This window comes from Sphingobacterium sp. UBA1498, assembly GCF_002325125.1.
Lineage (GTDB): Bacteria > Bacteroidota > Bacteroidia > Sphingobacteriales > Sphingobacteriaceae > Sphingobacterium.
The window spans coordinates 1-14,528 of the sequence record NZ_DCRG01000019.1 but is presented as its reverse complement, the minus strand read 5'-3'; the positions used below and the strand labels follow the sequence as shown (position 1 = coordinate 14,528).

Sequence of the window (14,528 nt, the reverse complement as noted above, 5' to 3'; positions counted from 1 at the left end):
GAGAGCTTATGAAAGAATAATACCTAAACACAATGGCCTAAAAATAGAGAACAGGAATGTTGGCGCATCCCTGTTCAAAAAATAGATGTGATCATCTGGCCCTAAATCTTAAAGTAGAAGCAATTAAAATACCAAATTAACCACAAAGTGTAAATGTATGAATAACTTACCATTTAGCAAAAAGTGGCCCTTGATCCCTCAAGATCCGCGTTTTTGCAAACCATTACGTATTATGAAAATTAGTACATGTCTTTTATTCGCATTTGTAACAGGTGTCCATGCCAAAGGGACGGCACAAAAGGTTACATTGAATATGAAAAATGCACGTATTGAAGAAGCGCTATCTGCTATTTCAAAGCAATCGCATTTGCGTGTATTGTATAGCGAAAATCTGAATTCCAAATCAAGAATTTCAGTTAATGTTAAAAACGCTTCGGTAGAAGAGGCGCTGAATGCTGTATTGAAGCAGAATAATATAGAGTACAAGATTATTGCGAATACAATTTCAGTCAATAGCAATTTAACGGAAATTGCTGAGGCTCCTTCGTTTAATATTGTACAGAATACTGTTTCCGGAACGGTGAAAGGTCAAGACGGTAAAGGACTAGCAGGGGCAACAGTTACGGTCAAAGGAAGTTCAGTGTCCACGCAAACCGATGGAACTGGCGGCTTTAGAATTGCTGCATCATCCAATTCCACGTTGATCGTACGATTTGTCGGTTTTTCACCTTTAGAGGTGCGAGTAAATGGTAGAAATGTATTATCAATTGTATTGGAAGCGGACCAGCAGCAAATCGAAGAGGTTGTTGTAACAGGAATAGGTAGTAAAATAGATCGTCAAAATTTTACGGGAGCTACGACCAGAGTGAACATGAAAGATGTTGAAATAGGGGGCATGCCTGATCCGAGTCGTTCATTAGAAGGTCGTGTGGCTGGGGTTTCTGTTCAAAACACAACTGGTACGTTTGGTACTGCACCAAAAATTCGTGTACGTGGAGCAACTTCTATTTATGGAAGTTCTAAACCGCTATGGGTCGTTGACGGGATCATTATTGAAGATGTTGGTGATGTTTCTTCGGACGCTTTGTCCTCTGGTGATGCACTAACATTAATCAGTTCTGCTGTCGCTGGATTAAATGCAAACGATATAGAATCATTTCAAGTGTTAAAAGATGGTTCTGCTACCTCAATTTATGGCGCCCGTGCTATGGGCGGGGTAATTGTGATCACAACAAAAAAGGGTTCTTCAGGCAGAAACTCTTTTAATTATTCAACGGAGTTGACATCAAGAGATATCCCAAGTTATAATACATTTAATATCATGAACTCGCAAGAACAGATGTCTTTTTATCAGTTCTTGAATCAAAGAGGTTGGTTAAATCTATCTGATCTATCAGCTGCCTCAGAAAGTGGTGTCTATGGGAAAATGTATGAGCTAATAAATAGAGGAGAATTGTTAAACACGCCTGAATCAAGAAATGCTTATCTGCGTCGGGCTGAATATCGGAATACCAATTGGTTTAAGGAGCTTTTTAGTAGAGCTATTATGCAAAACCATTCCGTCAGTATGTCTTCGGGAACGGATAAGGCCCAATATTATACCTCGTTAAGTGCTGTTAATGATCCAGGATGGGCCAAACAGAGTGGTGTTAAGCGTTACACTGCTTTGTTAAATGCATCTTACAATCTGTTTGACAACTTGAAATTTAACATTTTATCGAACGGATCGTATCGCGATCAACGTGCCCCGGGTACCTTAGGACAGTCTATTGACGTTGTTAGTATGCAAGTAAAACGTGATTTTGATATTAATCCATATCAATATGCGTTAAATACCTCCCGTACATTAGATCCAAATGAATCTTATACGCGTAATTATGCCCCGTTTAATATCTTAACAGAGTTAGACAATAATTACATGGATATTAATGTTGGTGATTACAAATTTCAAGGCGAGCTTTCTTGGAAACCAGTAAAACAATTGGAATTAACAGCAATGGGCGCGATTCGTCATCAGCAAACTTCGCAACAACATTATGTTAAAGATTATTCCAATCAGGCGTTGGCATATAGGTGGATGCCTACCACAACAATTAGAGATAATAACCCGTATTTGTATACCAATCCTGACGACCCTTATGCAGTTCCAATTTCAATTTTACCTTATGGCGGTATTTATAATCGTACCGATTACAAAATGGATTCGAAAGTGTTTAGGTTTAACTTTAATTATAATAATACATTCAATGAAGTCCATAAATTATATGCGTTCGGTGGAGCCCAAGTTACAAATGATAGCCGGAACAATGAATGGTATAGAGGCTGGGGTATTCAATATGAACTAGGCGAAATTCCTTTTACGGATTATAGAGCCTTTAAACAAAATCAGGAGCAGAATACAGAATATTTTAAAGTAAATAATACTAGGAATAAGGAGGCTGCCTTTTATGGGCAAGCAAATTACACCTACGATGATCGGTATACTGTCAACGGTACAATTCGTTATGAAGGTACTAATCGACTGGGAAAAGCTACTTCAGCAAGATGGTTACCAACTTGGAACGTTGCTGGCCTCTGGAACATCTATAATGAACAGTTTTTCAGAAATCTTAACACTCCATTTAATGCTTTGTCATTGAAAGCATCTTATAGTCTTACAGCTGACCGAGGACCTGCTTTCGTTTCAAATTCCCAAGCTATTTATTCGAGTTATAACCCTTGGAGACCTGGAACCGTTGATAAAGAGACAGGACTGGAAATGGATCAGTTAGAGAACTCGATGCTTACCTATGAAAAGAAAAATGAATTCAACATAGGGCTTTCTGCGGGATTGTTTCAAAATAGATTAGCCGTCGATATTGACTATTATTCCAGAAAGCAACATGATTTAATTGGAGAAATTAATACACAAGGTTTAGGTGGGCAGATTACTAAATATGGTAACGTAGCAAAGATGAAATCCAGCGGACTTGAAGTCAGTGTTTCTGGGACAATCTTGAAAGATGCTGAATTTTCATGGACCTCCAGTTTTGTTTTTACAAGAGCGACAAATAAGATTACGGAATTGGAAAACCATAAGCGAGTATTGGATTTAATTTCAGGAAATGGCTTCGGTGTCGAGGGATATCCCGTTCGGTCGATGTTCTCTATTCCGTTTAACAAATTAGATATAAACGGTTTACCGATTTTTCAGGGGCCGGATGGACCAACCACAACGGGAATTTATTTCCAGGAAAGGGATAATGTGGGATTTTTGAAATATGATGGTCCCACAGAACCGACCACAATGGGTAGTTTTGGTAATATTTGGGGATATAAAGGTTTTAAATTAAATGCATTCTTTACATATTCTTTTGGAAATGTTGTTCGTTTAGATCCAGTATATCAAACAAGATATTCTGACTTGACAGCTACAACTAAAGAATTCTGGGATGCATGGACAGTTCCTGGTGATGAGACAACGACCAATGTTCCTGTTATTTTGGATAATCGTTTTATTCGCAATGATAATGAATACCGATATGCTTACAATGCGTATAACTATTCAACCGTGAACATTGCTAAGGGTGACTTTATTCGTTTGAAAGACTTGTCACTGAGTTATGACTTATCTAAGGAAGTTGTGAACTCGTTAAAAATAGCCTCATTAGGCTTTAGATTCAATGTAACCAATTTGTGGTTAATCTATGCTGATAAACGCTTAAATGGTCAGGATCCAGAGTTTGTCAATGCGGGAGGAGTGGCTTTGCCAATTCCTCGGCAATATACATTAACTGTACGTTTAGGTCTTTAAAAAATTGAAACAATGAAAAGAAAAAGTTTATTAATATTGGCTTTATCCGGTGTGCTTTTATCAGTTTCTTCGTGTAACAAGTATCTAGATGAGTTGCCAGATAATCGTGCCGAGCTGAATAATACAGATAAAATAGCTAAAATTTTAGTATCTGCATATCCAACCAGTAATTATGGAATGGTTACAGAGTTGTCTTCCGATAATACCGATGATTACGGATCTACAAATCCTTATTCAAGTCGGATATTAGAACAAATTTATAATTGGGAAGATCAAACAGAAGTTGATAATGATGGGGTTAACTCCGTATGGGAAGCCTCATATAAAGCAATTTCGAGTAGTAATGCAGCATTAGCAGCAATAGAGACATCGGCTAATCCAAATAGTCTGAATCCTCAAAAAGGAGAAGCTTTAGTCGCTAGAGCTTACAACCACTTTATGTTAGTTAATATTTTTGGGTTACATTATAATAAAGTAACATCTAAGACGGATTTAGGGGTGACTTATATGTTGAAACCTGAGACGACATTAGATCCAAAGTACTCTAGGAATACTGTTCAAGAGGTTTATGATTTAGTGATTAAAGATCTTGAAGAAGGAATTCCTCTCATCGATGATTCTAAATTTGCGAGCAGTTCTGCAGCAAAGTATCATTTTAATAAAACGGCCGCATATGCATTTGCCGCACGTGTATATTTATTCATGGGAGAATGGCAGAAGGCTGCCGATTATGCTTCGTTAGCTTTAGGAAGTGATGTAACTGGGTCACTGAGAAATTACAGCCAGGTAGCAGCTTTTGCTTCGGTATTTAACAATGCATCCAGAGAATATAACTCCAGTACTCTAAAGTCTAATTATCTTATTTTAACATCCTATTCAAATTTGGGGCTCACTTATGGCCCGTATTATGAAAATTCTAGATTTAATCATAATGCTGTTATTGCTCGCAGAGAAACGGTTTCAGCTACACCGCCATATTTAGCGCCGTCCTATTGGAGCGCTAATGAAACGGGTGTAAATCCGGTATTTAATTCATTAAATTATCGGATTAGAACTTATGTCTACAATGGAACAAACTTGGATAAAACTTTGCTTCCTCACGTAGCTTATATGTTTGAGTATACAGATCCAGTAGCGGGAATTGGTTTCCGTAGAGCTGTTATAAGTGAGTTTACGTCTGAAGAGGCCATGTTAACTCGTGCTGAGGCAAATATTCATTTGAAAAAGTATACTGAAGCGTTAAGTGACATGCAATTATGGGCTGGTAACACTGTTAATTTTGCATCTACTATGAGTGAGGCTCGTATTAATGATTGGGCAAATCTTTTTGGCTATTATACCCCAACAAAACCGACTCCGAAAAAGAAGTTTAATGTTAAGGACTATGTCATCGAATCTGGTACGCAAGAAAATATGTTACATGCTGTTCTTCTTATGCGAAGGATTCAGACGCTGCATACAGGGTTAAGGTGGTTTGATATCAAACGGTATGGCATGGAAGTAAATAGGAGGACACTTTCTGGAGGGCAGGTTGGATCGGTATCAGCAAATGTTTTAAAAGTTGATGATAAAAGACGAGCAATTCAACTTCCTAAAGATGTTATAAGCGCAGGTTTAACCCCAAATCCTAGATAAGATGAAATTAAGAAACATAATATTACTTGGTTGCATGGTGTATCTTGGAGTCACATCATGTAGTAAAGATGAGAAATTAGATTCAGATAGTGTTTTTGTTGATCCTAAAATCGAACAAAATGATTTCGATAAATATATTTTCAACAATTTCACGATCCCGTATAATATGGAGATTATCTACAAATATGTAGACCGTGAATCTGACCTAGATTATCATTTGGTTCCAGCTCCATTTGAATCATCAATTCGGATGACAAAACTCTTAAATTATTTGGGATTGGAACCTTATAACGACCTAACAGGGAGTAAGGAGTTTATCCACCAATACTTTCCAAAGCTTGTTAATTATATAGGTTCTGTTGCGGTTCGGAATAATGGAACCATAGTGTTGGGGACGGCCGAGAATGGGACAAAAATGACTTTGTATAATTTACTGGATTTGAATGAAGAGACTGGTAAGGATGCTGAATTTTTGACCTACTATTATTTTAAAACAATTCATCACGAGTTTCAGCATATTTTGAACCAAACTAAGCCATATCCATCGGATTTTAACACAATTACTGGTACAACCTATGTAGACGATGCTTGGAATACGGTATACCCCGGAACTGCTGCGGGAACTGCTAACGCCATTAGTGCTGGTTATATTTCTCCATATGCTTCTAAAGCCCCAACGGAAGATTTTGCAGAACTCTTCTCAATTTATGTTACGCGCGATCAGGCTGGATGGAATAGATGGATTAATCTTCCAAATGCTTCCGATGCTGGAAAAGCTATTATCAGCAAAAAATTGGCTATCGTAAAAACTTATATGAAAGGACAATGGAATATTGATATGGATTTATTAAGAACCAATATCGTTGGTAGAATGGGTAAGTTAGATACATTTGATCAAACTACAATAAAGTAAAAGAATATGAAACGAAATATAGTTTATTTAATATTTTTTACATTGCTGCTTATTGGTAGTAGTTGTGATAAAAAGAGAGACCGATTTTTTGAAGAAAATCCCACAGCGCGATTAAATACAGCAGTTGATGAGGCATTTAATATATTAAAATCGCAAAAAAACGGTTGGACAATGCAGTATTTTCCAAGTTCAGATCTCGAATATGGTGGGTATAATTTATTTGTGAATTTTTCTACTGACGAAAAGGTTGATCTTCAAGCGGATTATGTGCCTATCTTTGATCCAGATTGGATGCAGTATTGGACGCCAGCTCCATACGCAAAGTTCTCGAGCACATATAAGGTCTATCCTGGAGCAGGACCTATTTTAACTTTTGATACATGGAATGAAATAATCCATTTTTTCGCAATTCCTGGCGCATACAATGGAGAAGGAGCGGTAGATAGTGGAACTAAAGGTGATTTTGAATTTTTGGTATTGAAGGCAACAGCAGATTCTGTAATCCTACAAGGTAGAAAATCATTGAATAGAATTGTGATGCTTCCGATAAAATCTACACCAGCTACATTTATCCAGAAAATGCAAAAAAATGCTGCCAAATTTGATTCATTTGACGACTATGTGGTGGAAGTAGGTGGTAAAACCTACGACGCCTACTTTTATTCAGATCTGAAACGAGCCTTTGTTTTTGATGATCCTGAAGATGAAAATATATACTCGTATGTATATACCGAGGCAGGGTTGGAGTTTTATAAAGAATTCAGTATAAAAGGAGTAAACGTGAAGACAATGACTTACGTTAACCCCACAACAGGTTATCCAAATGGTTATTTTGAAAATCCTGAAAAGACTGTAAAATATATTCCAGTAGGATAGTTATTTATGTTTATTTAAAGGCTCTTCCAACTTGTTTTGGAGGAGCCTTATCTTCAATATATTCCACGGGTAAAGTGAGCTGGAATAAACTGAGGTGAATAAACTTGTAATTAGATAATTTATTCTTGAAGGATGTAATAATTTATCGTTTTGAATTGTCATAGGTAAAGACTGTAATCTATTATAGCGGTAGAAATATAATATTCAACATTTTCATTAATTTATGAGGTATTTTTTAGGCTGTCTATTTAGCCTTTGTGCGGTAAATTTGTTGGCGCAAGAAAAAAATAACAAAACGAAATATTTACAATTTGAGAGTATCTATTTCGCTGGGGTACAATTTAACGGCGCGAGTAATATAAACCGAATTTTGAAGGATCAGAATGCTGGGAAGGTACCAGTATTTGGCTGGAACGCTGGGGCGGGGCTTGCTTATCGGATCAAGCAAACCCTTATTGGGGCAAACTTCAGTTTGACAACAAGTAGTAAAAGTGATAATGCAATGAACACTGGAGATTTTACAGTATATGTAGCTACTAATGTAATACGCACAGGTAAATTAATTTTTAGTCCACAGTTGGGAATCGGAACGCAATCAGCCACTTTTACGGTTCAAAAGAAGGATTTAGGTGGTACATTTGAAAGTTTTTTGACAACACAATCCAACGAGACAAAAATAGAGTATAATGCTGCTATTGTGGATTTAAGTATGACCTTGAAGACAGTAAATAGTGAGCGTAATATCTTCCGTCCAGAATGCAGAGTTGGCTATAAATCTTCTATTACAAAGAATGAATGGAAAGTAGTCAATGCTACTGTAGCGAATGTTCCGAGAGATAGACTAGGGAGCTTCTATGTGCAATTAGCTTGGGGTATAGGACGATAACTATTGAAACCTATGAAAAATATTAAAGCTTACCATAAGTTGTTTTCTCTTTATTGTGGTATAATGCTAATGATAATTGTAAGTCAGCAACTTATTGATGTTTACTTTCGAGGTGAAGGTTCTGAATTTACTGTCGGTAGAATAGTTTCGACATTTATATATTTGATAGTCGGGGCATTTGTACTCACATTAGTGGAAGTTAGGACTAAAAAAACTAAATAGAATACAGAACGTCTAAATATCTCCTAAGGTCGTACGATTTAAATTTGGAGAAATATAGAACAGGTGTTTTTTTAGCCAAAAAAAATATGAAAAGTTAATTGTTTCGCTGATTCTTTTCTTTATCCTAACATGTCATAAAGAAAAAGGCGATATTAACCCCTTATTGGGAAATCAAAGCTAGCTATACAAAATTATCGGTCCTATTGCTGAGCTAAAAGAGGAAAAAACTGATGTGAATACATTTTGTCAAAGAAAGGCTATTACCCATCGACATGTAAAATACTGCTTGTTTTATGCTTGTTGATAGTGCTGTCACATTGATAATATCAGAAACATTCACGATGTCCGAAGATGATGGATAACTTTATGCAGCCTCGGATAAGCCTGGCAGCAAAAGCAAAACAACAGATAGCGCCTAGGAGCTGGCTATAGGTTCGAAGTCAATAGCATCATTTTTCAATTGAAATCACTACCAGTCTCGCAGAAATTAACTTATCATTATGCTTTTGTGAAATCGTATGCTTGAACTTGCTGTAAGAGATTGAGATAGTGAAATATAGAGAAAGTATATGATCGATAATAAAATATAGGCATTGCAGAAAAGAAAATATTAGCATAACTTAGTTGTAGCCTATTTTCTGAAATTTAATGACAATGAGATACATTATTTCCCTATTCATTCTTCTTATACAAACTGTTGCCATTCAAGCGCAACAAAAAAGCAGACCATTCCAATTTAAGAAACCAAATAAAGTAGTTGAACATGCTAAGTATGGCAAAATAAGGCTATACGATGCACGAGAAATAAAAGATAACCTCGGCGTCATACAAGTAGGTATGCTCAACGCAAATCGATTTTTAGTGGCTGAACCATCATTGGAAAAGCAACTGCAGCGCCAATTGGAAGATATGACAGCAAGCCGCAAAGCCGACGACGAATTACTAATACGCCTTGAAAAATTCTGCATAGCGGAATTGACGGAAGGTTTTTCTGAAAAGGGATTTTTGGATTTTAGAGCAATCATATTCTCAAAAAAAGCTAATGGAGAATATTTACAGCTAGCCCGAGTTGATACAACTATCATCGTTAATGGGATGGATGTAACCAAAGCGACTTTGGCACGTGCTAGCGACGTTGTCAATAATTTGATCTGTGATGCGTTAACCAAAGAGGGCGATACCACAAAACTTTACACCCTAAGTCAAATTGAAAATTACGATTCTGTTCAAAAGAGACAATTAGCGTTATACAATACGTCCACTTATAAAGATGGACTTTATCTCACCTACGAAGAGTTTGTGCGTCAAATACCTTCAGGTGGACCTGCACAATTAAAAGATGGAGACTTCTATTCGGGATTCTTTAAAGAAAATGAAAAAGGTAAACTTAAAAAGTTAAATCCAAAAGATTACTATGCAGTGGTGTACAATGGTAATCCTTTTATTTCAAGTCAAGATCAGTTTTACGCATTAATCAGTGAGGAGGATGATTTTATTTTTGTCGGGCCTGTAAAGGAAACTGCTTCTGCAAGCAACGTCGTTGCGGCTTCCGTGCCGTTAGGTGCGATAGGAGGGATTTTGGTATCGGGACCTGAAACAAACTACTGCACGCAGAAACTTGATTATGTTAACGGTACCTTTATTCGAATAAAATAGATGGTTGGGAAAAATTACATGGACGCAATTGTTTCATCAATGTCTTGACTTAATTCATTTGCCAATAAGTTGTACGTAATATTCTCGCGTATCTTTTAATAGGGGAGCTTGCAAATGAAGTAAAACTTCAGTTTTCCACATAATGTTAATAACGATGTGGAAAACGCTTTCAGCGTTCGCATCGAAAATCGCAAACTCATCCACTGTGGTTCCAAGCATACAATCATACCTTTTCTTTCAATTTTAAAGAAAGAGAATTTGAAGAAGTAAGCAATGATGAATGGGAGATTGATATCTTTTATAGGCAAGATCCCAATTCAAGGAAATAAATCAGTATTGGATGCATCAATTTTGCGGGCAGCCCAATGCTAGCGGGATTTACACTCATATATCTTCAATTTTTTCAATCCTAGCCAGTATGCATTTACCGCTCCTTTACCTCCATTTACCGACTTTTTTATTCCGTTGATCTAAATGTAATAAAATGGAACGCTGCGTTGTCTTACTTTTGAATCAGAATCTTAAAGGAAATGATGCAACATAATCAAGATCCTTACGACAATAAGAAAAGAAACAAAAAACTAACACTATAAAGTACAATATTATGAAAACTTTAGTAAAGACATTCGCCGCAGCAGCATTGATTACAATATCAACATTCGCAGTGGCAGCTACCGATCCTGGAAAAGCATTGAACCTTTCCACAGCTGATCTGGCCATCGATAGTTATGTGTCGGTAATGACGGAAGGTGCTTCTCAGGGGGTAGAAAAATTGTTCGCCCAGGAATTTAATCAGAAAATTCAAGGGAAATCAGCTCGGACCAACAGCCGTTCGGAAGTTATTTCCTTCCTCAAGAAACAAAAAGGTGAAAAATTGAACTGCAGTACGCATACTGAAGTTCTGGAGGAATCTCAAAACTATATGGTAGCACGTATCACCATGAAGTTTGACAATTTCATCAAAACAGATTTAGTGACATTGGTCAATGAATCAGGAACCTGGAGGGTTGCAAGCTCCGTAAACTCGTATAAATAGAAACTGTTTAATTAAATTCATATGTTTATTTTGGCCACGTCGGGATGATGTGGCTTTTTTTGTTGTATTAAGGACTTGAAAAGTGCCAAAATTATTCATAAGCCTTTTATCAGAAGTAGTATATTTTATACTGTGTAAAAGAAAATAGGATTTCTTTATGGGAGCACAATTGCTCTATTGCTTCTATGAGGGTGGCGTTTAGTTATAAGATTATGTTGTTCGTTCTACGGGTAAAATGGGTTTTCAACAATGTTATTAACATTGTGTGGATAACTGAAATTACTAATCTATCGTATAACACACAATGAATATAAAAATTATTTAACCGATTATTGTTTTAATTATCTTGTATATTTCTTATTATTACCGTTATACAAACAAGTATTTATGAAAGGTTATTTAAATTTTTGGGCGTCATTAGTCTGTTTTTTATTATTCAATTTTTGTTTATCAAACCTTTATGCTCAGGTTTCTTTTACCACCTATCACAAGAGAAATGATACCGAAACAAAGCATTTGGATTCGGCCTATTACATGCGGATAATTAATATCGATGCATCTGGGAAGGATAAACTTTACCGTGTCGAAGAATTTTATACGCGCAACGACTCCATTAAACTCAGTGGGATCAGTACGAGTCCTCTTTACCCGTTTAAATTTCGCGGGCGAAAATATGAATTGTATGAACAGGGAACGATAAGAAGTATCGAGGACTATAGCGACGACAGCGCGCTTGTAGATTCTGCTTTTTACTTTTATCCAGGTAATAAATTGGAAAAAATTGTTTTTTATCCAACTAGTTCAGCTAAAAAGGGAAAACTGAAAATAGGAGATCCTATTTATGTCGTATATTATGATTCACTCAATAATAAAACACTGGAAAATGGAACGGGTTTTATCCGTTTAAGTTATAGCGGGGGATATGAAGAGGGGAAAATGAAAAATAATTTGCGTGAGGGTGAGTGGAAAGGAAAGTCGGGAAAGGATAGTTTTGTTGAAACTTACACAAATAATCAATTAATTTCAGGCATTAAAACAAAGGCTTCGGGTGAAGTTTTCAAATATGATTCTTCCAACTTTATGAGTCCCCCCGATTACCCTGGTGGAATTTCGAGACTGATGGGCTTCATCGCGAGCAATTATGTCTTCCCAAGGGGCGCTATTAGTAATGGGGTGTCTGGCGTTGTAAGGATAGCGTTTGTGGTCGGCAAAGATGGTAACGTAAAGGATTTAGTTGTAGAGAATGACCTAGGTTTCGGAACAGGAGAGGAAGGAATTCGCGTGATAAAAAGAGCAGGAAAATGGAAGCCCGGCATACAGCGTGGAGAGGCCGTTAATGTGAAGTATACGCTTCCCATACAATTGCACTTATCAAATTAGGCCTATTTAGATCGTATAATTAGCGGATGTGCAAAAGTGATCTCAAAGAGCTGAAAGCGCATTCTGAAGATATATATGTAAAAGCAGTTATATAGATAAATCAAACTAAAAATGGCTGTCCAAAAAAATCGGACAGCCATTTCTAGTTGTATCGTATACGTTATACTATTTTTTCAAGGCTGATGCCCCGCTGATAATTCCTTCTACTACATTCGGATCCTGTAGGGTAGAAGTATCTCCTAAATTGCTGGTATCGCCTTCAGCGATCTTACGTAAGATACGGCGCATAATCTTTCCTGAACGAGTTTTTGGGAGATCATCGACAAATTGGATAATGTCTGGTTTTGCAATCGGACCGATAATACGAGAAACGGTTTCCATGATATCGCGTCTGGTCGCTTCGGCATCTGTGTGGTGATTGGCAATCACATAAGCATAGATACCTTGCCCTTTTACAGCGTGCGGATAGCCTACGATTGCAGATTCTACAACGTCAGCGTGCATGTTGATAGCGTTTTCAACTTCAGCTGTGCCAATACGGTGACCCGAAACGTTGAGTACATCATCTACACGACCTGTGATTTTGTAATAGCCCTCCGGACTACGGAAACATCCGTCGCCCGTAAAATACATATCCTTATAGGTCGAGAAATAGGTTTGACGACAGCGGTCGTGATCTCCCCACGTCGTACGTAACATACCCGGCCAAGGGAATTTGATACACAGGTTTCCTGTAACATCATTGCCCTCGATCTCTTTTCCATTCTCGTCCATCAAAGCAGGCTGAATACCTGGCATTGGGAACATCGCATAACTTGCTTTCTCTGGTGTCACGCCCGCCAATGAAGTGATCAAATGGCCACCGTTCTCTGTTTGCCAATACGTATCAACAATAGGACAATTGTTCTTACCGACTTTCTCATTAAACCAGTTCCAGGCTTCTTCGTTGATTGGCTCTCCCACAGATCCTAAAACACGCAACGAAGAAAGGTTGTTTTTGTCTACAAATTCATCACCAAAAGCCATTAATGAACGTAGAGCAGTCGGTGAGGTATAGATAATATTAACCTTATACTTGTCCACAATATCCCAATAGCGGCTCGCATCCGGGAAGGTTGGTATACCTTCAAACATCAATGAGGTAGCGCCTTGTGATAAGGGGCCGTAAACGATGTAACTGTGTCCAGTAATCCAGCCAATATCTGCTGTGCAGAAAAATACGTCGTTTGGTTGATATTGGAAAGTGTTCATGAAGGTATAACCGGTGTATACCATATAACCACCACACGTATGCACCACTCCCTTAGGCTTTCCTGTAGATCCTGATGTATAGAGAATAAACAGGGTATCTTCAGCATCCATTTCTTCTGCTGGGCACGCTGGATTTCCTTGTGTTTCTACTTTCTTGATCTCATCTTCCCACCATACATCACGGCCTTTGATCATTGATACAGGGGTGCGTGTACGCGTTAACACAATAACTTTCTCCACCGTATCACACTGCATCAACGCGTCATCTACAATATTTTTAAGTCCAATGGTTTTATTTCCGCGGTAACTGCCATCTGATGTGACAATCAGTTTGCATTCGGCATCTTCGATACGATCAGCAATAGAACGCGCTGAAAAACCTCCAAATACTACAGAATGTATAGCACCAATACGGGCGCAAGCCAATACGGCAATGACCAATTCGGGAACCATTGGTAAGTAAATACAGACACGGTCTCCTTTTTTGATGTTATTATTTTTAAGTACGTTGGCAAATTGCTCCACCTTCTGCAATAATTGCTTATAGGAAAGAATGCGGTGTGCTTCATTCGGATCATTAGGTTCCCAGATGATGGCCGGTTTATCTCCATTTGCATATATATGGCGATCAAGACAATTTTCTGTAATATTTAGTTTGGCACCCTCAAACCATTTGACATTGGGTTCTTCAAAGTTCCAATTTAGCACCTTATTCCATTTTCTCTTCCAGAAAAAATGATCTGCAATGCTCGCCCAAAACTCCTCAGGTTGTTCTACACTTCGCTTATATTCACTTTGATATTCTTCAAATGATTTTATTTGTAGGCTCATCGTTATTAGGATTATTATGAATTATTTTAATTTATATTGTTATCGTTGC

9 protein-coding genes are annotated in these 14,528 nt (G+C 37.5%); 8 read left to right on the top strand and 1 reads right to left on the bottom strand.

Annotated features, from left to right (window positions below):
* The first annotated feature begins 232 nt into the window (after positions 1-232).
* The 8 genes from B3139_RS10580 to B3139_RS10545 all read left to right on the top strand — a co-directional run bounded on the left by B3139_RS10580 (position 233) and on the right by B3139_RS10545 (position 12,397).
* Positions 233-3,793 carry a SusC/RagA family TonB-linked outer membrane protein gene (locus B3139_RS10580; protein WP_293882700.1) on the top strand — a complete coding sequence of 1,187 codons (3,561 nt, stop codon included), beginning with the start codon at positions 233-235 and terminating at the stop codon, positions 3,791-3,793.
* 12 nt (positions 3,794-3,805) lie between these two features.
* The gene (locus tag B3139_RS10575) at positions 3,806-5,428 is read left to right on the top strand and encodes a RagB/SusD family nutrient uptake outer membrane protein (protein WP_293882697.1); all 1,623 of its coding nucleotides are present in this window, start codon (positions 3,806-3,808) and stop codon (positions 5,426-5,428) included.
* A gap of 1 nt (position 5,429) precedes the next feature.
* A complete protein-coding gene (locus B3139_RS10570) occupies positions 5,430-6,341 on the top strand; it encodes a zinc-binding metallopeptidase (RefSeq protein ID WP_293882694.1) in 912 nt (303 codons plus the stop codon).
* Between the two features lie 6 nt (positions 6,342-6,347).
* A complete protein-coding gene (locus B3139_RS10565; protein WP_293882692.1) occupies positions 6,348-7,217 on the top strand; it encodes a DUF4302 domain-containing protein in 870 nt (289 codons plus the stop codon).
* 223 nt (positions 7,218-7,440) lie between these two features.
* Complete coding sequence (locus tag B3139_RS10560; RefSeq protein WP_293882690.1) at positions 7,441-8,103, top strand: hypothetical protein; 663 nt, start codon at positions 7,441-7,443, stop codon at positions 8,101-8,103.
* Positions 8,104-8,979: 876 nt separating this feature from the next.
* Positions 8,980-9,981 (top strand): hypothetical protein, encoded by a 1,002-nt coding sequence (locus B3139_RS10555; RefSeq protein ID WP_293882688.1) that lies wholly within the window; start codon positions 8,980-8,982, stop codon positions 9,979-9,981.
* A 604-nt stretch (positions 9,982-10,585) separates the two neighbouring features.
* Complete coding sequence (locus B3139_RS10550) at positions 10,586-11,017, top strand: nuclear transport factor 2 family protein (RefSeq protein ID WP_293882685.1); 432 nt, start codon at positions 10,586-10,588, stop codon at positions 11,015-11,017.
* Positions 11,018-11,404: 387 nt separating this feature from the next.
* Positions 11,405-12,397: an energy transducer TonB gene (locus B3139_RS10545; RefSeq protein WP_293882683.1), complete on the top strand. Its 993-nt coding sequence runs from the start codon at positions 11,405-11,407 to the stop codon at positions 12,395-12,397.
* Between the two features lie 165 nt (positions 12,398-12,562).
* Here the strand turns inward: B3139_RS10545 and acs are convergent, their stop codons facing one another.
* The gene (acs, locus tag B3139_RS10540; protein WP_293882681.1) at positions 12,563-14,479 is read right to left on the bottom strand and encodes an acetate--CoA ligase; all 1,917 of its coding nucleotides are present in this window, start codon (positions 14,477-14,479) and stop codon (positions 12,563-12,565) included.
* Positions 14,480-14,528: the final 49 nt, after the last annotated feature.

Bases quoted from the DNA above. Each gene is read 5' to 3' on its own strand.
- B3139_RS10580 (WP_293882700.1), top strand. From the start codon at position 233: ATGAAAATTAGTACATGTCTTTTATTCGCATTTGTAACAGGTGTCCAT.
- B3139_RS10575 (WP_293882697.1), top strand. From the start codon at position 3,806: ATGAAAAGAAAAAGTTTATTAATATTGGCTTTATCCGGTGTGCTTTTA.
- B3139_RS10570 (WP_293882694.1), top strand. From the start codon at position 5,430: ATGAAATTAAGAAACATAATATTACTTGGTTGCATGGTGTATCTTGGA.
- B3139_RS10565 (WP_293882692.1), top strand. From the start codon at position 6,348: ATGAAACGAAATATAGTTTATTTAATATTTTTTACATTGCTGCTTATT.
- B3139_RS10560 (WP_293882690.1), top strand. From the start codon at position 7,441: ATGAGGTATTTTTTAGGCTGTCTATTTAGCCTTTGTGCGGTAAATTTG.
- B3139_RS10555 (WP_293882688.1), top strand. From the start codon at position 8,980: ATGAGATACATTATTTCCCTATTCATTCTTCTTATACAAACTGTTGCC.
- B3139_RS10550 (WP_293882685.1), top strand. From the start codon at position 10,586: ATGAAAACTTTAGTAAAGACATTCGCCGCAGCAGCATTGATTACAATA.
- B3139_RS10545 (WP_293882683.1), top strand. From the start codon at position 11,405: ATGAAAGGTTATTTAAATTTTTGGGCGTCATTAGTCTGTTTTTTATTA.
- acs (WP_293882681.1), bottom strand. From the start codon at position 14,479: ATGAGCCTACAAATAAAATCATTTGAAGAATATCAAAGTGAATATAAG.